At 56.2% G+C, this 22542-nt stretch carries 20 protein-coding genes; 15 read left to right on the top strand and 5 right to left on the bottom strand.

Annotated features, from left to right (window positions below; all coding sequences use genetic code 11):
• The first annotated feature begins 100 nt into the window (after positions 1-100).
• The 6 genes from pabC (at position 101) to ptsG (ending at position 6103) form a co-directional block, all read left to right on the top strand.
• Positions 101-910 carry an aminodeoxychorismate lyase gene (pabC, locus tag LRS40_RS21440; protein ID WP_231312623.1) on the top strand — a complete coding sequence of 270 codons (810 nt, stop codon included), beginning with the start codon at positions 101-103 and terminating at the stop codon, positions 908-910.
• 2 nt (positions 911-912) lie between these two features.
• Positions 913-1935: a cell division protein YceG gene (gene yceG, locus LRS40_RS21435; protein WP_231312622.1), complete on the top strand. Its 1023-nt coding sequence runs from the start codon at positions 913-915 to the stop codon at positions 1933-1935.
• On the top strand, positions 1925-2566 hold the full coding sequence (tmk, locus tag LRS40_RS21430; protein ID WP_142489084.1) for a dTMP kinase: 642 nt from the start codon (positions 1925-1927) through the stop codon (positions 2564-2566). Before yceG ends, tmk begins: the two co-directional genes overlap by 11 nt.
• On the top strand, positions 2563-3567 hold the full coding sequence (gene holB / locus LRS40_RS21425; RefSeq protein WP_231312621.1) for a DNA polymerase III subunit delta': 1005 nt from the start codon (positions 2563-2565) through the stop codon (positions 3565-3567). The genes tmk and holB overlap by 4 nt, the downstream gene beginning before the upstream one ends.
• A 10-nt stretch (positions 3568-3577) precedes the next feature.
• Positions 3578-4372 (top strand): metal-dependent hydrolase, encoded by a 795-nt coding sequence (locus tag LRS40_RS21420; protein ID WP_231312620.1) that lies wholly within the window; start codon positions 3578-3580, stop codon positions 4370-4372.
• 297 nt (positions 4373-4669) lie between these two features.
• Positions 4670-6103, top strand: coding sequence for a PTS glucose transporter subunit IIBC (ptsG, locus tag LRS40_RS21415; protein WP_142489087.1), 1434 nt, complete (start codon positions 4670-4672; stop codon positions 6101-6103).
• Positions 6104-6288: 185 nt separating this feature from the next.
• Here ptsG and fhuE read toward each other — a convergent pair whose 3' ends face one another.
• On the bottom strand, positions 6289-8475 hold the full coding sequence (fhuE, locus tag LRS40_RS21410; protein WP_231312619.1) for a ferric-rhodotorulic acid/ferric-coprogen receptor FhuE: 2187 nt from the start codon (positions 8473-8475) through the stop codon (positions 6289-6291).
• Between the two features lie 354 nt (positions 8476-8829).
• On the opposite strand from fhuE, the gene hinT reads away from it, so the two are divergent.
• The 8 genes from hinT (at position 8830) to LRS40_RS21370 (ending at position 14920) form a co-directional block, all read left to right on the top strand.
• Entirely contained in the window at positions 8830-9189 is a 360-nt protein-coding gene (hinT, locus tag LRS40_RS21405; protein WP_231312618.1) for a purine nucleoside phosphoramidase, read from the top strand.
• A gap of 1 nt (position 9190) precedes the next feature.
• Positions 9191-9565 carry a YcfL family protein gene (locus LRS40_RS21400; RefSeq protein ID WP_142489090.1) on the top strand — a complete coding sequence of 125 codons (375 nt, stop codon included), beginning with the start codon at positions 9191-9193 and terminating at the stop codon, positions 9563-9565.
• 10 nt (positions 9566-9575) lie between these two features.
• Positions 9576-10226, top strand: a complete 651-nt coding sequence (lpoB, locus tag LRS40_RS21395; protein ID WP_156263468.1) for a penicillin-binding protein activator LpoB — start codon at positions 9576-9578, stop codon at positions 10224-10226.
• Complete coding sequence (gene thiK, locus LRS40_RS21390; protein ID WP_231313928.1) at positions 10207-11031, top strand: thiamine kinase; 825 nt, start codon at positions 10207-10209, stop codon at positions 11029-11031. The genes lpoB and thiK overlap by 20 nt, the downstream gene beginning before the upstream one ends.
• A gap of 11 nt (positions 11032-11042) precedes the next feature.
• The gene (gene nagZ, locus LRS40_RS21385; RefSeq protein ID WP_231312617.1) at positions 11043-12068 is read left to right on the top strand and encodes a beta-N-acetylhexosaminidase; all 1026 of its coding nucleotides are present in this window, start codon (positions 11043-11045) and stop codon (positions 12066-12068) included.
• A 34-nt stretch (positions 12069-12102) separates the two neighbouring features.
• A complete protein-coding gene (ycfP, locus tag LRS40_RS21380) occupies positions 12103-12645 on the top strand; it encodes an alpha/beta hydrolase YcfP (protein ID WP_103179108.1) in 543 nt (180 codons plus the stop codon).
• 233 nt (positions 12646-12878) lie between these two features.
• Positions 12879-14183 carry an NAD(P)/FAD-dependent oxidoreductase gene (locus LRS40_RS21375; RefSeq protein WP_231312616.1) on the top strand — a complete coding sequence of 435 codons (1305 nt, stop codon included), beginning with the start codon at positions 12879-12881 and terminating at the stop codon, positions 14181-14183.
• A 197-nt stretch (positions 14184-14380) separates the two neighbouring features.
• Positions 14381-14920, top strand: coding sequence for a glycine zipper 2TM domain-containing protein (locus LRS40_RS21370; protein ID WP_142489094.1), 540 nt, complete (start codon positions 14381-14383; stop codon positions 14918-14920).
• A gap of 481 nt (positions 14921-15401) precedes the next feature.
• Here LRS40_RS21370 and LRS40_RS21365 read toward each other — a convergent pair whose 3' ends face one another.
• The gene (locus LRS40_RS21365; protein WP_231312615.1) at positions 15402-16037 is read right to left on the bottom strand and encodes a TetR/AcrR family transcriptional regulator; all 636 of its coding nucleotides are present in this window, start codon (positions 16035-16037) and stop codon (positions 15402-15404) included.
• Between the two features lie 240 nt (positions 16038-16277).
• On the opposite strand from LRS40_RS21365, the gene bhsA reads away from it, so the two are divergent.
• Positions 16278-16535, top strand: a complete 258-nt coding sequence (bhsA, locus tag LRS40_RS21360) for a multiple stress resistance protein BhsA (protein ID WP_142489097.1) — start codon at positions 16278-16280, stop codon at positions 16533-16535.
• A 77-nt stretch (positions 16536-16612) separates the two neighbouring features.
• On the opposite strand, the gene LRS40_RS21355 is transcribed toward bhsA, so the two are convergent.
• The 3 genes from LRS40_RS21355 to LRS40_RS21345 all read right to left on the bottom strand — a co-directional run bounded on the left by LRS40_RS21355 (position 16613) and on the right by LRS40_RS21345 (position 22358).
• Complete coding sequence (locus LRS40_RS21355) at positions 16613-17566, bottom strand: L,D-transpeptidase family protein (RefSeq protein ID WP_231312614.1); 954 nt, start codon at positions 17564-17566, stop codon at positions 16613-16615.
• Positions 17567-17718: 152 nt separating this feature from the next.
• The gene (gene mfd, locus LRS40_RS21350) at positions 17719-21165 is read right to left on the bottom strand and encodes a transcription-repair coupling factor (protein WP_231312613.1); all 3447 of its coding nucleotides are present in this window, start codon (positions 21163-21165) and stop codon (positions 17719-17721) included.
• A 119-nt stretch (positions 21166-21284) separates the two neighbouring features.
• Entirely contained in the window at positions 21285-22358 is a 1074-nt protein-coding gene (locus tag LRS40_RS21345) for an acyltransferase family protein (RefSeq protein WP_231312612.1), read from the bottom strand.
• Positions 22359-22542 lie beyond the last annotated feature (184 nt).

The raw sequence follows: 22542 nt of genomic DNA, 5'->3' as shown, positions 1-22542 counted from the left end.
TAAAAAAGGTCCGCTTGTCGGGCCTTTTTTATTCGGTTTTATTCCCTTGTCCGCGGCCCGCCTTCCTGCCAGACTATTCGACCATTTAAAAGGAGCCATCATGTTCTTGATCAATGGCATACCCCAGGAAACGCTGCCAGCGAGCGACAGGTCTATTCAGTTTGGTGACGGCTGCTTCACGACGGCACGCATTGCTGCGGGCCAGGTCTGTCTGCTGGATGCCCATCTGCAACGCTTGCAGAAAGCCTGTGAAAAACTGCTTATCCCCTATGTGGCATGGGCAGAGTTGGAACGTGAAATGGTTGAGCTCGCCCAGAGGAATGACCGTGGCGTGCTGAAGGTCATTATCAGCCGGGGAAGCGGCGGCAGGGGATACAGCCCGGCGAACTGCCTGCGCCCGGTTCGACTCCTCTCGGTGTCGGCGTATCCCCCCCACTATGATAGCTGGCGTAGCGAAGGCATTGTCCTGACCTTAAGCCCGGTGCGGCTGGGACGTAACCCGCAGCTGGCCGGGTTAAAACACCTTAACCGTCTTGAACAGGTGCTGATCCGCACGCATCTCGAACAGACCGATGCCGACGAGGCGCTGGTTCTTGACAGCGAAGGGTTCATTACGGAATGCTGTGCGGCGAATTTATTCTGGCGTCAGGGGAAGGAGATTTTTACTCCCCGGCTGGATCAGGCAGGCGTTAATGGCCTGATGCGCCAGTTTTGTCTGCAACAGCTGGCACACTCCGGGTATCGCGTTGTCGAAGTGTATGCCCACGAGGCTGTGCTGGCTGAGGCCGACGAGATGATGGTCTGCAATGCGCTAATGCCCGTTGTGCCGGTTCGTCAGTATGGTTCTCAACGTTTTTTATCGCGTGAGTTGTACGCATTTTTAGCCCCTCTGTGTGAGCAAACCAGATAGTCATGAAGAAAATGTTGCGCTTTATTCTCCTCATCCTTGTTGTGCTGGGCATTGCCGCTGGCGTAGGGATGTGGAAAGTTCGCCAGCTGGCGGGCAGTCAAATTCTGATCGCCGAAGAGACGGTCTTCACCCTGAAACCGGGCACCGGGCGTCTGGCGCTGGGTGAGCAGCTGTATGGCGAGAAGATCATTAACCGCCCGCGGGTGTTCCAGTGGTTATTACGCGTGCAGCCGGAACTGTCGCATTTTAAAGCCGGTACCTACCGTTTTACGCCGGGGATGACCGTCAAAGAGATGCTGGAGCTGCTTGAGAGCGGCAAAGAGGCGCAGTTCCCGCTGCGTTTTGTGGAAGGGATGCGCCTGAGCGACTACCTGAAGCAGCTCCGCGACGCCCCTTACATCAAACACACTCTTAAAGACGACAGCTATGCCACCGTCGCCGAGGCCCTGAAGTTTGAGCATCCGGAGTGGGTAGAAGGGTGGTTCTGGCCAGATACCTGGATGTATACCGCAGGCACCACGGATGTGGCTTTGCTGCAACGCGCGCATAAAAAGATGGGCGACGCAGTGGATAAAGCCTGGGAAGGGCGGATGGAAAACCTGCCGTATAAAGATCAGAACCAGTTCGTGACCATGGCCTCGATCGTCGAGAAAGAGACGGCGGTTGCGAGTGAGCGAGATCAGGTTGCCTCGGTATTTATCAATCGCCTGCGCATCGGTATGCGTCTGCAGACCGACCCGACGGTAATTTACGGTATGGGTGAGAATTACAAGGGCAAAATTTCACGTAAAGACCTGGAAACCCCAACCGATTATAATACCTATGTCATTAGCGGTTTACCCCCGGGGCCGATTGCCACACCGGGTCAGGCATCGTTGAATGCCGCCGCGCATCCGGCTAAGACGCCGTATCTCTATTTCGTCGCGGACGGAAAGGGTGGACATACTTTTAACACCAATCTTGCCAGTCATAATCGTTCGGTCCAGGACTATCTGAAGGCACTTAAGGAAAAAAATGCGCAGTAATTACATTGTCATTGAGGGGCTGGAAGGCGCCGGGAAAACGACCGCACGTGATGTAGTGGTCGAGACGCTCAAACAGTGTGGTATCGAAGAGATGATCTTTACCCGTGAACCGGGTGGTACCCAGCTGGCTGAAAAACTGCGCAGCCTGGTACTGGACATCAAATCGGTCGGGGATGAAGTCATCACCGATAAAGCCGAAGTGATGATGTTTTACGCCGCGCGCGTCCAGCTGGTCGAAACCGTCATCAAGCCTGCCCTGGCGCGGGGATGCTGGGTGATTGGCGACCGCCACGATCTCTCGACCCAGGCGTATCAGGGCGGCGGACGCGGCATTGACCAGCAGATGCTCGGCACGCTGCGCGATGCGGTCCTTGGCGATTTCCGCCCGAACCTGACGCTCTATCTCGACGTGACGCCTGAAGTGGGTCTGAAACGCGCCCGCGCCCGCGGCGAACTGGATCGTATCGAGCAGGAGTCGCTGGACTTCTTTAACCGCACCCGCGCGCGTTACCGTGAGCTGGCCGCCCAGGACAGTTCGATCCGCACCATCGATGCAACCCAGCCGCTGGAGGATGTGATGAACGACATTCGCCAGACGGTCACTGACTGGCTGAAGGAACAACAGGCATGAAATGGTACCCATGGTTGCGCCCGCACTTTGAACAGCTGGTGAACAGCTATCAGTCCGGTCGGGGGCATCATGCGTTACTGATCCAGTCGCTGCCGGGCATGGGCGATGAGGCCCTGATCTACGCCATCAGCCGTTTTTTGATGTGTCAGCAGCCGCAGGGGCATAAAAGCTGCGGTCAATGCCGCAGCTGTCAGCTGATGCAGGCGGAGACGCACCCGGATTATTACGCGCTGGAGCCGGAGAAAGGCAAGACCACGCTGGGCATCGATGCGGTGCGTACGGTCAGTGAAAAGCTCTACGAGCGTGCGCGGCTCGGCGGGGCGAAGGTCGTCTGGCTGAAGGATGCCGCTCAGCTTACTGAGGCCGCGGCGAACGCTTTGTTAAAAACCCTCGAAGAGCCACCGGAAAATACCTGGTTCCTGATGGCCTGTCGTGAACCCGGACGGCTGCTGGCAACCCTGCGTAGCCGCTGTCGTCTGCATCATCTCAGCGTGCCGCAGGAGGCCTGGGCCCTCAGCTGGCTGGCGCGAGAAGTGACAACGTCACAAGAAGCTGCGCTGAGCGCGCTGCGTCTGTGCGGCGGAGCACCTGCCGCGGCGTTGGCCTTGCTGCAGCCCAACGTCCAGACACAACGGGAACAACTTTGTCAGGCGCTCGGCGCGGTGTCGGACAGCGGCGACTGGCTGAGCCTGCTTCCGGTTCTGAACCACGAGCAAGTGCCAGACCGTCTGCACTGGCTGGCAGCCCTGCTGCTGGATGCCCTTAAAGTTCAGCAGGGAGCGACCCTGCTTAGCAATGCTGATGCCTGGCCGCTCGTGAATACCCTGGCGCAACGCCTCCCGGGCGTGGCATTGCGGGCTATCCTTCATGATGTCTGCCAGTGCCGCGAACAACTACTCAGCGTAACGGGGCTGAATCGGGAGCTTGTCCTGACCGACCTGTTACTCACTATCGAGCATTACCTGCAACCGGGCACGACGTTGCCTGTATCCCATCTCTGAGAGAGACATTATGTTTTTAGTCGACTCACACTGCCATCTCGATGGCCTGGATTATCAATCCCTGCATAAAAACGTCGATGACGTGCTGGCGAAAGCCGCCGCCCGCGATGTGAAATTTTGTCTGGCGGTCGCCACGACGTTACCGGGTTATCGCACCATGCGCGAGCTGGTGGGCGTCCGCGACAATGTGGTGTTCTCCTGCGGCGTGCATCCGCTGAACCAGGATGAACCTTACGACGTCGAAGATTTACGCCGTCTGGCGGCGGAAGAGGGCGTGGTGGCGATGGGTGAAACCGGGCTGGATTATTTCTACACTCCGGAAACCAAATCTCGCCAGCAGGAATCTTTCCGCGACCATATCCGCATTGGCCGGGAACTGAATAAACCGGTGATCGTCCACACCCGCGACGCGCGCGCCGATACGCTGGCAATCCTGACAGAAGAAAACGTGACGGATTGCGGGGGCGTACTACACTGTTTCACAGAAGACAGAGAAACAGCGGGCAAGCTGCTGGATTTGGGTTTTTATATCTCGTTTTCCGGGATCGTGACGTTCCGTAACGCCGAGCAGCTTCGTGATGCTGCGCGCTACGTGCCGCTCGATCGTCTGCTGGTGGAAACAGACTCCCCTTATCTGGCTCCGGTACCGCATCGCGGTAAAGAAAATCAACCCGCGATGGTACGGGATGTGGCCGAGTACATGGCCGTATTAAAAGGCGTCGACGTTGAAGAACTGGCACGCATTACCACCACCAACTTTGCCAGCCTGTTTCACATCGATCCCTCCCGCCTGCAATCTGCCTGATTAATCTATTTTTTTATGGCTCGTAATTAATAGCCGAAAAGAGTAAAGTTCACCGCCCAGGTTGGGGCGGTGATGACCGTTATGGAAACATTTGGCAATCTGTTTTGTAAAAGTCTGAAAGTTTTTCAGCTGCCTTGCGCTGAAACGTGATAGCCGTCAAACAAAGATACGCGGATTTATTTTACTCTGTGTAATAAATAAAGGGCGCTTAGATGTCCTGTCCACGGCACGGTTCTCCCCCCGGGCCAATGCGTGAAAACGTAAAAAAAGCACAAATACTCAGGAGCACTCTCAATTATGTTTAAGAATGCATTTGCTAACCTGCAGAAGGTCGGTAAATCGCTGATGCTGCCAGTATCCGTACTGCCTATCGCAGGTATCCTGCTGGGCGTCGGTTCTGCAAACTTCAGCTGGCTGCCAGCCGTAGTTTCTCATGTGATGGCCGAAGCAGGCGGTTCTGTTTTTGCTAATATGCCACTGATCTTCGCTATCGGCGTTGCGCTTGGCTTCACCAATAACGACGGCGTATCTGCACTGGCCGCTGTAGTTGCCTACGGCATCATGGTTAAAACCATGGCTGTGGTTGCACCTCTGGTGCTGCACTTACCACCGGAAGAGATCGCTGCTAAACACCTGGCTGATACCGGGGTTCTGGGCGGTATCATCTCGGGTGCAATTGCGGCATATATGTTTAACCGCTTCTATCGCATCAAGCTGCCTGAGTACCTGGGCTTCTTTGCAGGTAAGCGTTTCGTTCCAATTATCTCTGGTCTGGCGGCGATCTTCACCGGTGTGATCCTCTCCTTCATCTGGCCTCCGATTGGTTCTGCGATCCAGACCTTCTCCCAGTGGGCTGCATACCAGAACCCGGTTGTGGCGTTCGGTATCTACGGCTTCATTGAGCGTTGCCTGGTGCCGTTTGGTCTGCACCACATCTGGAACGTTCCTTTCCAGATGCAGATCGGCGAATACACCAACGCAGCAGGTCAGGTTTTCCACGGCGATATCCCACGTTACATGGCAGGCGACCCAACTGCAGGCAAACTGTCTGGCGGCTTCCTGTTCAAAATGTACGGCCTGCCGGCTGCTGCGATTGCAATCTGGCACTCTGCTAAACCAGAGAACCGTGCCAAAGTGGGCGGTATCATGATCTCCGCAGCGCTGACCTCGTTCCTGACCGGTATCACCGAGCCGATCGAGTTCTCCTTCATGTTCGTTGCGCCGATTCTGTACATTATCCACGCGGTTCTGGCTGGCCTGGCGTTCCCAATCTGTATCCTGCTGGGTATGCGTGACGGTACCTCCTTCTCGCACGGTCTGATCGACTTTATCGTTCTGTCCGGTAACAGCAGCAAGCTGTGGCTGTTCCCAATCGTTGGTGCGTGCTACGCGGTTGCGTACTACACCATCTTCCGCGTGCTGATCAAAGCACTGGACCTGAAAACTCCGGGTCGTGAAGATGCAACAGACGACGTTAAAGCTGGCGCGACCAGCGAAATGGCTCCTGCACTGGTTGCAGCGTTCGGCGGTAAAGAGAACATCACCAACCTGGACGCGTGTATCACTCGTCTGCGTGTGAGCGTTGCTGATATCGCGAAAGTTGACCAGCCGGGTCTGAAAAAACTGGGCGCAGCTGGCGTAGTTGTTGCAGGTTCCGGTGTACAGGCTATCTTCGGTACTAAATCCGATAACCTGAAAACCGAAATGGATGAGTACATCCGCAGCAACTAAGTTGTGACCTGGGGAGACTAAGGCAGCCGAATGGCTGCCTTTTTTATATCTATGGTTTGTGAAATGCCGGGTGGCGGCTGCGCCTTACCCGGCCTACAAAAGCTCAGACCGTAGGCCGGGTAAGCGTAGCGCCACCCGGCACAAAAAAGGGAGCCATTTGGCTCCCTTAGACGTCTGATAATTTATCAGAACTGATAGCTTGCGGTCAGGCTCACGTTACGCGGTTCGCCATACACAATTTCACCTTCGACGTTGGTGTCGTAAGTCTTATCGAAGAGGTTATTCAGATTACCCTGCAGGGAGAAGTTCTTCGTGACCTGGTAACGGGTGAAGAGATCCACCAGCGCGTAGCTGCCCTGTGATGCGCGCCAGGTGCCGTAAGGCGTGTCCTGATAAGTGTAGACGCTGTTTTGCCAGTTAACGCCGCCGCCAACGGTCAGCTCAGGCATAGCCGGCAGACAGTAGCTGGTAAACAGTTTTACGGTAGTACGCGGCAGTTGCGGGTTTACCGCCTTGCCTTCGTTATCTTCCGCAACGTAGCGCGTTGCACCGAAGGTCATCTGCCAGTTATCCGTCAGCGCGCCGTTGATTTCAAACTCAACGCCTTTACTCACGGTACCGTCAACGCTCTCGTAAGCCACATCAGTGGAACCCTGAATGGTCCGGCCGGTGCTTTGCCCCAGATTATCCTGCTCAATGCGGAACACGGAGAGCGTGGTAGTCAGACGGCTGTTCATCCAGTCGGATTTCAGGCCCGCTTCGTAGTTATTCCCGGTGATCGGGTCAAGATACTTGCCCGAGCTGTCGCGGTAGTTTTGCGGCTGGAAGATGGAGGTATAGCTGGTGTAGGCAGACCAGTTGTCATTGATGTCGTAAACCAGACCCGCGTAAGGCGTGGTGTGGTTTTTCTCCATGTCACTGGTCAGGGTGTTAACACTCCAGTTGGTATAACGGGCGCCAAGAATTAAATGCAAAGGATCGGCCAGTGAAATGCGCGTCGCGGCGTACAGCGATTTCATATTGGTGGTGTCATCCTGAGCCAGCGACTGCGATCCCCAGTTGGTTTCCGGGAAGTTACCGTTATAGTCGTAGAAGCTACCGAACTCATCCGGGTAGACGTTAGCCCATGAGTTGGTGTAACGGTTGGTCTGACGACTGAAGCTGCCGCCCACCATCATAGTGTGCTGACGGCCCAGCAGCTCGTAGCCCCCGTCTGCAAACAGATCCACCGCATCCACTTTACGTTTACCGCTGTTCCAGCCGGTGCCGCCAATGTAATCAAAGCCCGGACCATAGTTCGAATAAGGGCCTTCCAGCATGCCGGTGCTCTTATTCACAAAGGCATCGATGTACATCGCTTTGCTGTCGAATTTCGCTTCGGTATGGGTCGCATTCAGGGTGGCCTGCCAGTCGTCGGCAAAACGCTGCTTCAGGGTGAAGAAGACCTTATTGAACTCTTTGTCGTTGTAAGCCCAGTCTGGAGACGTGCTGTGGGCGCGATCGTAATGTTTGGTGCTACCGTCGGTGTTCCAGCGCGGCAAACCACCCCAGGTCTGGTTATTGATGTCGATACGCTGGTATTCGTAGCCGGCGGACAGGGAGGTGCTGGTGCCCAGGTCGGCGTCCAGAATACCGGAGAAGAAGGTGCGCTTCTGATTGTAGTTGTCGAGCCAGGAGTCGCTGTCCTGATAACCCGCCACGATGCGGCTGCGCAGATTGCCGTCTTCCGTCAGCGGGCTTTGCATGTCCATGACGTAACGTTGTTTGTTCCAGCTGCCGTATTCTGCCGACAGATTGGCCTTGAATTCGCGGCTGGTGGCATGCTTACGCACCATATTGATCGCCGCAGACGGGTTGCCTGTGCCGGTCATCAGACCGTTGGCGCCACGCACCACTTCCACCCGCTCAAACAGGGCCGTGTCAGACTGAGAATCACCCAGGTTCCAGCGTGATTCGAAATAGGTTGGAATGCCATCGACCATGTAGTTGTCGATTTCGAACCCGCGGGAGTAAAAGTTGCTGCGATCGGAGTCAGTGGTGCTTTTGCTGATCCCCATCGTGTTATCCATCACGTCGCCCAGGGTTTGCAGCTGTTGGTCTTCCATGCGTTGTTCGCTGACGATCGTGACCGATTGCGGAATGTCACGCTGGACCATCTGCATTTTGGTGCCCACGGTCGTGGTTTTTACGCTGTAGTCCTGGCTTTCATCAGCGGCATCCGGCTGCGATGAACCCTCAACAATGACCGTCTCTTCGGCCGGGGCGGCGAAGCTGGCGACGGGCGTCAATGCGAAAGCAATACAGGCTGCGAGCAGCGAGGGTTTAGCGACAGGCTGGCGTTGCCCGTCCCTGGTATAATTCATGAAAGACATCAACAAACCTTTCTGAGTGAAGTGTGAATGTTATGCCCCAGTTCCGTAAGCACAGTCTGAGGTCGTTTTCTAGGTATAAAATGCGCATGTAAATGCAAATGCGAAATATACGCATTGTGATTAAACCTGTAAACAAGGGTTTCAGCCGTATATGAAATTATGTTTTAAGATTTCAGGGCAGGGCGCGAGGAACGGCTGCGTATAAATTGCGCTATAAGGAAAGAATTCGAGGGATAAGGTTGAAAGGATTAGAGAAAGTCGCTCATACTCTTGAGTCGTATCACATAAGAATGCGCCTGCACCGAGTGGGTTGTCTCCGGGCACGTCGCCAGATTAATGAATAAGGAAAACCCCATGGCTGAAGAAACCATTTTCAGTAAAATTATCCGCGGCGAGATACCTGCGGATATCGTCTATCAGGATGAGCTGGTTACCGCTTTTCGCGACATCTCTCCGCAGGCGCCGACCCACATCCTCATTATTCCTAATATTCTGATTCCGACGGTAAATGACGTGAAAACTGAGCATGAATTGGCATTAGGCCGTATGCTGACAGTAGCAGCGAAAATTGCTGAGCAGGAAGGCGTGGCCGAAGACGGTTATCGTTTGATCATGAACTGTAACCGCCACGGTGGTCAGGAAGTTTATCATATTCATATACATCTGCTCGGCGGTCGTCCGCTGGGGCCGATGCTTGCGCATAAAGGTCTTTAAGATGCCCGGTGGACGGATTGCGATGCTGTTCATGATGGTGCTGCTGGCGGGATGCAAATCTCAGCCCGCCATCCCCGTCAATGATGAGCAAACATTAGTGATGGAGTCTTCTGTACTGGCGGCGGGCATTACCGCCGATAAACCGTCGCTGACCATCAGCGAGATTCAGCCGTCTGCCTCCTCCACGCTGTTTAATGAAAGACAAGAGTCCATAACCGTCCATTACCGTTTTTTCTGGTATGACGCCAGAGGCCTGGAAATGCACCCGCTTGAGGCGCCGCGCAGCGTGACCATCCCGGCGAATTCGTCGGTCACGCTCTATGGCAGCGCCAATTATCTGGGTGCGCATAAGGTCAGACTTTATCTCTATCTTTAAGGGGTGATCCTTGATTAAAAATTTCAGTCGTTACGCGCTGGTCACGGCTTTTGCACTGTTCCTCTCGGGTTGTATCAGTCGTACTGAGCAGCCGCCTGCACCGGTCGAAGAGGTGAAGCCGGGCGCAGAGCAGCCGGTCCAGCCAACACAGCCTGTACCAACCGTGCCTACCGTGCCGTCCGTGCCTGCGCAACCAGGTCCTATCGAGCATCAGGAAGAAAGCGCTCAGCCTGCGCCGCGTGAACGTCATTACGACTGGAACGGCGCGATGCAGCCGATGGTCAATAAAATGTTGCAGGCTCAGGGCGTTACCGCAGGCAGCGTGCTGCTGGTGGACAGCGTCAACAACCGCACCAACGGCAGCCTGAATGCCGGGGAAGCCACCGAAACGCTGCGCAATGCGCTGGCGAACAATGGCAAATTCACCCTGGTATCGGCGCAGCAGCTCTCCGTGGCCAAGCAGCAGTTGGGCCTTTCTCCGCAGGACAGCCTGGGCTCGCGCAGTAAAGCCATCGGCATTGCCCGCAACGTAGGGGCGCAGTATGTGCTCTACTCCAGCGCGACCGGCAACGTCAACTCACCAGCGCTGCAAATGCAGTTGATGCTGGTTCAGACAGGTGAAATTATCTGGTCGGGTAAAGGTGCAGTTCAGCAACAGTAATCTGACGCGCGACACATTGCTGTCGCGCTTTTTCCCGCAGTATCGCCTTATCGCGCCGCAGACCCACGCCGGGTTGAGCGGCGCGATTTGCATTATTGAGCACGCCGGGCAGCGGCTGGTGCTGCGCCAGTATCATGCCGCGCTGGCCACGCCGGCCCATTTTCGCCGCCAGTACCATGCGCTACGCCATCTTCCCGCCGACATTGCTCCCCAGCCGCATTTTTACAGTCCTGGATGGATAGCGGTCGATTATCTGGCGGGTGAGGTCAAAACCACGTTACCCGCCGCACCCGTGCTGGCCGCGATGCTGTATCATCTGCATCATCAGCCCAGATTCGGCTGGCGCATCACCCTGGCCCCGCTGCTGGAGCAGTACTGGTTGCAGGCCTCGCCGTCCCGGCGTACACCGTTGTGGCTGCGCTGGCATAAGCGTCTGCAAAAAGGGGGCGAGCCGCGCCCGCTGCGCCTCGTGCCGCTGCATATGGACGTTCATGCGGGTAATATCGTGCACACGCCTGCCGGCAGTCGGCTGCTGGACTGGGAATATGCCGGAGACGGCGACGTTGCCCTGGAGCTGGCCAGCGTCTGGACTGAGAGTGAAGTCCAGCGTCAGCAACTGCTTGCCGCCTACGGCGAGATCGCGCAACTCGATCTGTCCCGGCTGCAACGTCAGGTGAAACGCTGGCGCCCCTGGGTGCTGATGCTGATGGCTGGCTGGTTTGAGCTGCGCTGGCAACAATCACAAGACAAACATTTTATTGCGCTGGCCGATGAGATCTGGCGCCAGTTAGAAACGACAGAATAAGAGAGGTTCGTGTGGGTCCGGTCATGTTGGATGTGGAAGGTTATGAGCTGGATGCGGAGGAGCGCGAGATTCTGGCGCATCCGCTGGTGGGTGGCCTGATCCTGTTTACGCGCAATTATCACGATCCTGCGCAGCTGCGGGAGCTGGTACGCCAGATCCGCGAGGCTTCCCATCACCGCCTGGTGGTAGCCGTTGATCAGGAAGGCGGCCGCGTGCAGCGTTTTCGCGAAGGCTTTACCCGTCTACCCGCTGCCCAGTCTTTTGCAGCGTTACTCGGGCTGGAAGAGGGTGGTAAACTGGCGCAGGAGGCCGGCTGGCTGATGGCCAGCGAGATGATCGCCATGGATATTGATATCAGCTTTGCCCCGGTTCTGGACGTGGGCCATATCAGTGCCGCCATCGGGGAGCGTGCTTACCACGAGGAGCCGCAGAAAGCGCTGCAGGTGGCCACCCGTTTTATCGACGGGATGCACGAGGCGGGAATGAAAACCACCGGCAAACATTTCCCGGGGCATGGTGCCGTCACGGCGGATTCCCACAAAGAGACCCCGCGCGACCCACGCCCACAGGCAGAGATCCGCGCCCGGGACATGTCGATTTTCAAATCGCTTATCAGTGACAACAAGCTCGACGCCATTATGCCTGCGCATGTGATCTACACCGATGTTGATCCGCGTCCGGCCAGCGGCTCGCCGCACTGGCTAAAAACCGTGCTGCGTCAGGAGCTGGGCTTCAACGGCGTGATTTTCTCTGACGATCTATCGATGGAAGGGGCGGCGATCATGGGCAGCTACGCGGAACGCGGTCAGGCATCGCTGGATGCGGGTTGCGATATGATCCTGGTCTGCAATAATCGTAAAGGCGCAGTCAGCGTGTTAGATAACCTGTCGCCGATCAAGGCTGAACGTGTTACACAATTGTATCATAAAGGTTCTTTTAGCCGTCAGGAGCTGCGGGATACGGCACGCTGGAAAACCGTGAATGCGCAGCTTGAGGCGCTTCATGAGCGCTGGCAAGCGCATAAAGCGGGGCAATAACCCCTCCTGGCAAGCGTAGTGTGGCGAGGATACGATGATCATCTATTTGCACGGTTTTGATTCGAACAGTCCCGGTAATCACGAGAAAGTACTGCAGCTGCAGTTTATCGATCCGGATGTGCGGCTGATTAGCTACAGCACACGTCATCCGAAGCATGATATGCAGCATCTGCTGAAGGAAGTGGACAAAATGTTGCAGCTGAATGTTGACGAGCGTCCGTTGATCTGCGGCGTCGGCCTGGGTGGGTACTGGGCGGAGCGCATTGGGTTCTTGTGTGATATTCGCCAGGTGGTGTTCAACCCCAACCTGTTCCCGAACGAGAATATGGAAGGCAAGATCGACAGACCGGAAGAGTATGTTGATATCGCCACCAAGTGCGTAAGCAACTTCCGTGAAAAGAACCGCGATCGCTGTCTGGTGATCCTTTCCCGCAACGATGAGGCGCTGAACAGCCCCCGCGCTGCGGAACTGCTGCACCACTACTACGAAATTGTCTGGGATGAAGAGCAGACGCATAAGTTCAAGAATATTGCCCCTCATCTGCAACGCATTAAGGCGTTCAAGACTTTAGGTTAATTCCTGATTTCATCCTGAGCCCGGCCACGTAACGTGAGCCGGGCTTTCTTTTTGCTAAGCTTGTGTGAATTTTAAGCGGCAAAACTTGATGCACATCAATTTTGGTATGACCAATGCACCGAACATGTTATTCTCATGTCCGTTGAATGGTTTCAGTGCTGTAACTTGTTGTTAACTAAAGGTTATTTTCATAACTTTTAGTTAACAATTGGTTAATAATTTAGGGGGTCACGTTGACTACACCATTGAAAAAGATAGTGATTGTGGGTGGTGGTGCTGGCGGTCTGGAACTGGCTACACAGCTGGGTAAGAAGCTCGGACGCGGTAAAAAAGCTAAAGTTACGCTCGTCGATCGCAACCACAGCCACCTGTGGAAACCGCTGCTGCACGAAGTGGCTACCGGTTCTCTGGATGAAGGCGTTGACGCGCTGAGCTATCTGGCGCATGCGCGCAACCACGGGTTCCAGTTCCAGCTGGGCTCGGTGATGGATATCAATCGTGAAAGCAAAACCATTACCCTGGCCGAGCTGCGCGATGAGAAGGGCGAACTGCTGGTGCCGGAGCGTAAGCTGGCTTATGACACGCTGGTGATGGCGCTGGGCAGCACCTCTAACGACTTCAATACCCCGGGCGTGAAAGAGAACTGCATCTTCCTCGACAACCCGCATCAGGCGCGTCGTTTCCATCAGGAGATGCTTAACCTGTTCCTTAAGTACTCCAATAATCTCGGCGCAAGCGGCAAGGTAAATATCGCCATCGTCGGCGGCGGCGCAACCGGCGTTGAGCTCTCTGCCGAACTGCATAACGCGGTGAAGCAGCTGCACAGCTACGGCTACAAAGGGTTAACCAACGACGCGCTGAACGTGACCCTGGTGGAGGCGGGAGAGCGTATTCTGCCTGCGCTGCCGCCGCGCATCTCTGGCGCAGCCCACAGTGAGCTGACCAAACTGGGCGTACGCGTTCTGACCCAGACTATGGTCACCAGCGCCGATGAGCATGGCCTGCACACCAAAGATGGCGAACATATTAAAGCCGATCTGATGGTCTGGGCGGCGGGTATTAAAGCGCCTGATTTCATGAAAGAAATTGGCGGCCTTGAAACCAACCGCATCAACCAGCTGGTGGTAGAGCCGACGCTGCAAACTACCCGCGATCCGGACATTTATGCGATTGGCGACTGCGCCTCTTGCGCCCGCCCGGAAGGTGAATTCGTACCACCGCGCGCTCAGGCCGCTCACCAGATGGCCAGCCTGGCGCTGCATAATATTCTGGCGCAGGCGAAAGGAAAGACCCTGAAGAACTATGTCTATAAAGACCATGGTTCTCTGGTGTCGCTCTCTAACTTCTCTACCGTCGGCAGCCTGATGGGCAACCTGATGCGTGGCTCGATGATGGTGGAAGGGCGTATTGCGCGCTTCGTCTACATCTCGCTGTACCGTATGCACCAGGTTGCGCTGCACGGTTACTTCAAAACCGGGCTAATGATGGTGGTAGGCAGCATCAACCGCGTGATCCGACCGCGACTGAAACTGCACTAAGACCCGCGCCCCTCCGCACTCGCCGGAGGGGCTTTTTCAGCATATCCTTCTGTGAATCGCGCTCTGACGGACTAAGAGTCCTCCTAAACACGTCTGTTTTGCGTTTATCGCCACATTTTTAATCCTTTCTCTGATTTGCGAACACGCCGCTTTAGTTGCAGAATTGTTACCAATAGCAATAAAAAGGAGGTTGTCCCATGAATAAATCCATGGTGGCAGGTATAGGGATTGGCGTGGTTGCCGCGTTAGGCGTGGCGGCAGTTGCCAGTCTGAATGTCTTTGAACGTGGCCCACAATACGCGCAGGTGGTTTCGGCGACACCGATTAAAGAGACGGTGAAAACACCGCGTCAGGAGTGCCATAACGTGACCGTGACGCATCGTCGTCCGGTGCAGGATGAAAACCGCATTGCCGGTTCCGTGCTTGGTGCGGTGGCAGGCGGCGTGATTGGTCATCAATTTGGTGGCGGGCGCGGTAAAGATGTTGCCACGGTCGTGGGCGCGCTGGGCGGTGGTTATGCCGGCAATCAGGCGCAGGGAGCCCTGCAGGAGCGCGACACCTACACCTCCACGCAGCAGCGTTGTAAAACGGTGTATGACAAATCAGAAAAAATGCTCGGCTACGATGTGACATACAAAATTGGCGATCAGCAGGGCAAGATCCGGATGGATAAAGATCCCGGCACGCAAATCCCCCTCAACAGCGATGGTCAGCTGGTACTGAATAACAAAGCATAAAAAAATCTGTTCTCTGCATTTAGTTCCCCATTCGCTCAGGCTGGGGAGCTTTTTTTGACCATAAAAAAAGACCTTAAAGCCCGCATCGTTCGCGTCGGGATTAAGGTCTTCTCAGGGATACAGCGGGGTAACAGTGGTTACAGGTCAAATTCGTGATACTGGCGGAGTAACATAAATCCTGTTATCAGTACGGAAAGGAAAGCAAATAAAACTGACCCACCACATAAAACCCAGAGACCGAATAACAATGTAATGACTATTAACACCTTAAAAAATGGTAATAGCAAAATCATTTTATTCTCCTTCTGAATGTGAATAGCCAGAACAGCTCCGTTATGACTCATACGCCTAATCATTAGCACATCAATAATTACTCGTTAAGGATAGCAAGCGGCAGAGAGGTGGTGATAGTTTTTACCTATCTTTAAACAGATTTGTCTGAAAGTGGCGGGGAGAGCAGGGCGGTTTACCGCCCTGCTGGTCAGGCTTTAAGGAGCTCAGGCCACAGGCGCAGGGTGATTTGCGTGATGGTCTGCAGTTTTTCCAGGCTGGCGCCTTCCCGGGCGCTGATAGACATCCCCTGCAAAATGCAGCTCAGATACTGGGCAAGTTTTTGCGGATCGCATTGGGCGGGGATCTCACCGCGCTGCTGACGCTGCTCTAAGAACCGGCATAGCGTCTCTTCCTGCATCGCATGGCGAGATTTGACCGTATGGGCGATCTCTTCTGACGATGCCGCCAGCGTCGCTGAAGTGTTAATCATAAAACAGCCCGCAGGCGTGTCTTTGCTGGTAAAGCAGGTCGCCACCGCAGTGAAGTAATCTTCCAGCGCCTCTTCAACACGCTTCTCTTCGCAGAACAGCTGTGCTTCATGGCGGGCGGCGAAGCGGCTGATATAGCGATCCAGCACCGCACGGAACAGCCCCTCTTTATTGGTAAATTCTGCATACAGCGTAGGGGCTTTGGCCCCGGTTGCTGCGACCAGATCGGCCAGCGATGTGGCTTCATACCCATGCTGCCAGAACAGCGTCATGGCCTTATCCAGCGCCGCGTCCCTGTCGAACACTTTTGGTCGGCCACGGCTTTTTTTAGCGCAACGCGTGTCATCGGTTGTCATGAGCCGTTGTACCTCTGTTGGTTTGTTGAACGACCATTATAAAAATAATCCCGGTTTGCAGCCAGCGCTGAATTCATAAAATTATTTTCATCATATCAATATGAATTTTAAAGATTTTAAATTTATTTTAACGATCGTTATAAAAAGAATTTGACCGTGATGCAGATCACATTTATCATTTAGTTATCGATCGTTAAGTTAATGCTTACGACCACCTGTCACTTGCATAAGGTTCATAAAATGAAAAACGTAAAAACGCTCATCGCCGCTGCTGTACTCAGCTCACTCTCGTTTGCCAGCTTCGCCGCTGTACAGGTTCAGTCTACCCCTGCCGATCAACAAAAAGTGGGCACTATCGCCGCAAATGGTGGGACTAACCTGGGTTCTCTGGAAAGCCAGCTAGCGCAAAAAGCGGACGAAATGGGTGCAAAATCTTTCCGTATCACTTCCGTTAGCGGCCCGAACACCCTGCACGGTACTGCGGTGATCTACAAATAAGCATGGCTTAACCCTCATTAATGCCACTGCGAAAAAAAACGCTCTGCTATTGCAGAGCGTTTTTTTATCGTTTCGGCTTACAACGTCTGGGCTTCAGGATGACGGGTAACGTCCACCGGCATGCCGGAGCGGGCTTCCATCGCGCGCTCCATCACTGCTTCGTCTGAGCTGGCTTTAAAGCCCTGCTGGGCGGCATTCAACACAATCGGCAGGGTCTGAGGATCGTCATTCAGCTGCTTCGACAGCGGTTGATGCACCTCCACCAGCCGCACGCCACCGGGCTCCTCTGACACCTTGATCGGCGTATTCAGGATATTCACTTTGGTGCCGGGCTGGATGACGCGGAACAGCGTCTCGATGTCATTGTCACGCAGGCGAATACAGCCGGAGCTGACGCGCATGCCGATGCCAAAATCGGCGTTGGTGCCGTGTAGCAGGTAGACCCCACCGTAGGCCGCAAGGCGGATCGCATGATGCCCCATCGGGTTTTCCGGTCCGGCGGGCACCACCGCAGGCAGATCGATGCCCTGAGCTTTATAACGGGCGCGAATATTGGCGGTTGGCGTCCATGTGGGGTTGGCGCGCTTATCTGACACCGTGGTCACCATGGTTGGCGTCAGGGTATCACCGCCCAACTGACCAATGCCGATCGGATAGACCGTGACCTCATTTTTTCCCGGCGGGTAATAGTAAAGACGCAGCTCGGCCAGGTTAATGACAATCCCTTCCCGCGGCGCATCGGGGAGCAGGGTCTGTAGCGGGATGGTCAGCACGCTGCCCGCGCGGGGAACGTAGGGATCCACGCCGGGATTGGCCTGCAGTAGCGCCAGAAAGCCGACGTTATATTTTTTGGCAATTGCTTCCAGCGAGCCGCCGTCATTTTCCACGACGTGAAAGCGGTTCTCGCCCACGAGACGGCTGCCCGGCGGGGGAAGGGGCCAGGTATTGGCCCGGGCAGGTAGGGCAAGCGCCAGGGTAGCGAGCAGCGCAACCAACGATATCCAACGGGTAAAACGCGAAGTCGTCATCATCACCAGAATCCATAGCAATAAAGATTATTATTATCTGAAAGTTAATTGATAATTATGGCGAATGGACGTGTCGGGAAATCCAGGTGTATTGCAAAGAGTTGTAAATTAACGGGGAACGAGGCCGGGCGATTGCAGGACCGCCCGGCGGTGGGTCAGGCGACGGCGTTCTCTTCGAGCTGTCGCATAAAGTTACGAACCCAGTCCATGCGGGTTTTCCGTTCCGCCAGATCCTGGGTGAATTTCAGACGCGTTGGACCGTCCAGACGGTAGTGCTGAGGCTGTTTCTGCAGCAGACCAATCAGCCACATCGGATCGACATGATTCTTCTCGGCAAACTCAATCATGCCGCCTTTGTCATTCCCCTCCAGCTTGCGGATCCCCAGCTTCTGCGCCTGCTGGCGTAAACGGGCGATATCCAGCAGGTTACGCGCCGCATCCGGCAGCAGGCCAAAGCGGTCAATCAGCTCCACCTTAATCTCGTCGAGGCTGGCTTCGTCCCTGGCGCTGGCAATGCGTTTATAGAACGACAGACGCGTATTAACATCCGGGATAAAGTCATCCGGCAGCAGGGCCGGCATCCGCAACTCCACCTCCGTCTGCTGGCTGGTGAGATCTTCCAGCGACGGCTCGCGCCCCGCCTTCAGGGCATCGACGGCATTTTCCAGCAGCTCCATATACAGCTGGAAGCCGATGGTTTCCATCGATCCGCTCTGATCTTCACCCAGCAACTCACCCGCGCCGCGGATCTCGAGATCGTGCGTCGCCAGCGCAAAGCCGGCCCCCAGATCTTCCAGCGAGGCGATGGCTTCGAGACGTTTTTGCGCATCGGTAGTCATCGCTTTCGGATGTGGAGTCATCAGCCAGGCATAGGCCTGATGGTGTGAACGGCCGACGCGACCACGCAGCTGGTGGAGCTGCGCCAGGCCGAAGTGATCCGCCCGCTCAATAATGATGGTATTGGCGGTAGGAATATCGATCCCGGTTTCGATGATCGTGGTACACACCAGCACGTTAAACCGCTGGTGGTGGAAGTCGTTCATCACCCGCTCCAGCTCGCGCTCGCGCATCTGCCCGTGGCCGATGGCGATCCGCGCCTCCGGCACCAGCTCTGCCAGCCGGTCGGCCGCTTTCTGAATATTGTCCACATCGTTGTAGAGATAATAGACCTGGCCACCGCGCAGGACTTCACGCAGGATCGCCTCGCGCACCACCAGGTTATCGTATTCACGGACAAAGGTTTTCACCGCCAGGCGACGGGCCGGCGGGGTGGCGATAATCGACAGATCGCGCATGCCGCTCATTGCCATGTTCAGGGTGCGCGGGATCGGCGTGGCGGTGAGGGTCAGGATATCGACATCGGCACGCATCGCTTTGATCCGCTCTTTGTGGCGCACGCCAAAGCGGTGCTCTTCATCGACAATTAACAGCCCCAGATCTTTCCACTTCACGTCGCTCTGCAGCAGCTTATGGGTGCCGATGAGAATATCGATTTTGCCCTCGCTGGCCTGCTCCAGGATCTGAGCCTGCTCTTTGGCGCTGCGGAAACGCGACATCATCTCAATGCGCACCGGCCAGTTGGCAAAGCGGTCGCGGAAGTTATCGTAGTGCTGCTGCGCCAGCAGGGTGGTCGGCACCAGCACGGCCACCTGCTTGTTGTTCTCAACCGCGAGGAAGGTGGCGCGCATCGCCACTTCGGTTTTCCCGAAGCCCACGTCGCCGCACACCAGCCGGTCCATCGCCAGCGGCTGGCACATGTCGCTGAGCACGGCATTGATCGCCTGGGCCTGGTCCGGCGTAGTTTCAAACGGGAAGCTGTCGCAGAACAGCTGGTACTGCTCTTTATCGTGTTTAAAGGCGTAGCCGGACTTGGCCGCGCGCTGGGCGTAAATATCCAGCAGCTCTGCCGCCACGTCGCGTACTTTTTCCGCCGCTTTCTGCCGCGCCCGCGACCAGGCGTCACCGCCAAGTTTATGCAGAGGCGCATTCTCTTCCGCGCCGCCCGCATAGCGGCTGATCAGATGCAGGGACGACACCGGCACATAGAGTTTGGCGTCGTTGGCGTACATCAGCATCAGGTATTCGCCCTTAATGCCCCCGGCTTCCAGGGTGGTCATTCCCGCATAACGTCCCACGCCATGCTCGAGATGGACAATCGGCTGGCCGGGGTGCAGCTCCGCCAGGTTACGGATCAGCGTATCCGGGTTGATGGTGCGGCGGCTGTCCTGGCGGCGGCGCGCCACGCGCTCGCCCAGCAGGTCGCTTTCGCAGATCAGCGCCAGGTTATTAAGCGTATCAATAAAGCCGTGCTCGGCGGCGCCAATCATCAGATAGCGACCGGTGCCGCTGGCCTCGTCCAGACGCAGGATGCGCTTCGGTGCCACTTTGATGCGGCTGAGCAGCTCGCCCAGCGCTTCGCGACGGCCTTCGCTTTCGACGGAGAAGATCACCGGGCCGGTAAAGGCTTCGAGGAATTTACGCAGGTTGTCCAGCGGGGATTTATTCTGCGCCTGCACCGCGAGGTCCGGCAGCGGCTGATACGCCAGATTGATATTAGCGGCTTTATCCGGCAGGTTTTCGGTTTTGAGCTGCATGCGCGGCCAGCGTTTCAGCTCGCTGAACAGCTCGTCGGTGCGCAGCCACAGCAGCTCAGGCTCCAGCAGGGGGCGCATCGGATCCACCCCGCGGTTCTCAAACCGGGCGCGGGTTTCGCTCTCAAAACGGTGGGCGCTGGCCTCCAGATCGCCGGTATTCAGCACCAGGGTATTAGCCGGGAAGTAGCTGAACAGGGCGGGGAGCGGCTCGCTGAAGAACAGCGGCTGCCAGTACTCGATCCCCGTCGGCAGGGTGCCTTTGCTCACCTGCTGATAGATATGCTCGGCGTCGCGCTTGACCTCAAACTTATCGCGCCACTGGCTGCGGAACAGCTCGATAGCGGTTTTGTCAGTCGGAAACTCGTGGGCCGGCAGCAGGTTGATGGCCTCCACTTCCTCCAGCGTGCGCTGGGTGTCGGCGTCAAACAGGCGCAGGCTGTCGATTTCGTCATCGAAGAAATCCAGACGGTAGGGCAGCGCGCTGCCCATCGGGAAGAGATCGAGCAGGGCGCCGCGGGTGGCATACTCCCCGTGCTCCATCACCTGATCCACATGGCGATAGCCGGCGCTGTCGAGCTGGACGCGCAGGGCATCCCGCGACAGACGCTGACTCTTTTTCATCACCAGCGCATGCCCGTGCAGATAGCTGTGCGGACAGACGCGCTGCATCAGGGTATTGACCGGCACAATCAGCACACCGCGCTGCATGGTGGGCAGCTGATAGAGCGTGGAGAGGCGCGAGGAGATAATCTCCTGGTGCGGGGAGAAGCTGTCGTAGGGCAGGGTCTCCCAGTCGGCGAGACTGGTGACCAGCTGATCGGTAAACTGGCGGATCTCATCATGCAGGCGCAGGGCGTTTTGCATGTCCGGCGCGACCAGCACCACCGGCCCCTGATGGCGCTCTGCAATTTCTGCAACCAGCGTGGCGCAGGCTGCCCCGGTCAGTTCACCCAACTGGCGTTGGTCGCCCGCTTTGCCGGGCAGGGAAAAACGATATTGTTCAGGCATGGCTTTGTCAGGATCTCTTATTGGGCATATCACTGATACACAATGTCTTTATTATCCTTGATCGTTTTACATTAGCAAATCGTAACCGCACACAGCGTGAAGAGGCCCCCGCAGGGGCGCTAGCGCGTGGCCTGAACCGGCGTCAGGCGGGCAGGCGGGGTAAAGAAGAAATCCCCGGTCAGCGCACTGGAGAGTTTACGCGCCCCCAGCCCCACGAGGGTGCAGACCAGCAGGCTGGCAAAGGGATAGAACAGCACCAGCGTCAGCTCCGCCCATACCGGCCATGCCCCGCTGTTCAGCTGGTGGATCATTACCAGGCTGACCCCTTCGATCAGGATGCGGTGAGTGGTATAGATGGCAATGGTGTTCGAGCCCACCACGTTCAGCAGGTTGTCAGGCCCGACGGCAAACCGCTGCTCAAGGCGGTAGAAAAGGGCCATGATCAGCAGGATCGACAGCAGCGACAGCGGCAGGGGAACGCCGACGAACCACAGCACGACGGAGACCACGCCGAACGCCGCCACCGCCAGCGCATCACGCCGCCACACCCGGGCCTGCATCCACGCCATCAGCTGCACGCCATACCAGGCGCCGAGGCTGTAATAAATCATATTGCGCACCACGCTGTTCATCCCCCACCACGGCAGCGGCAGGAAGTTGATCGCGATGCTGGCCAGCGCCAGCAGCCCGATAAGCGGCAGCTTCCAGCGGCTCAGCAGCTTGCAGAGGGTGAAATAGACTACCAGGGCGTAGAGGTACCACAGGCTGGTGCTGGCGGTGAGCATCCCGGTGATAAAGCCGCTCAGCGAGTCGGCATAGGCGGCGTTCGACGCGGTATTAAGATCCCGCTCCGGCGCCAGCCACGCGTTGAGATGGGGCAAAGCCTGCCACTGCAACACACCCCACAGCGCCAGGACCCAGATAATGCTCCAGAGCCGTTTGTCGAGGCAGGTTTTCCACTCAACCTCGTCAATATAGCGCCGGACCAGATACCCCGAGATAAAGAAGAACACCGGCATGCGGAAGGGGGCGAGATAAAGATTGAACGTCACCCAGCATTTGGCGAGCAGCACCGAAAGCGGGGCGTGCAGCGCCTCGAGGTGGGGATAAAAGGTGATCACCGAGTGGTAAATCACCACCAGGCAAATGCACAGCCCCTTTATCTGGTTAATCCATAGTGCTTTTTGTTTCATCGCTTACCGGGTCCTGTTCTTATCGTCATCGAAAGGGATAAGTGTGTTGAGCGGCTGATGGGATGTAACGGGTAAGAGTCTGTAAGCGGACGATTTTCGGAAAAACTGCAAAGGGTATGGGAATGAAGGGGAGGGCCGGGCAGCGGTTACCGCATTGATTTAACCTGATTTTTCGGATAATTGA

This window comes from Leclercia sp. G3L, from assembly GCF_021117075.1.
GTDB classification, from domain to species: domain Bacteria; phylum Pseudomonadota; class Gammaproteobacteria; order Enterobacterales; family Enterobacteriaceae; genus Enterobacter; species Enterobacter adecarboxylatus_C.
The sequence above is the reverse complement of the archived record's forward strand: the minus strand, read 5'-3'. Positions and strand labels throughout refer to the sequence as shown.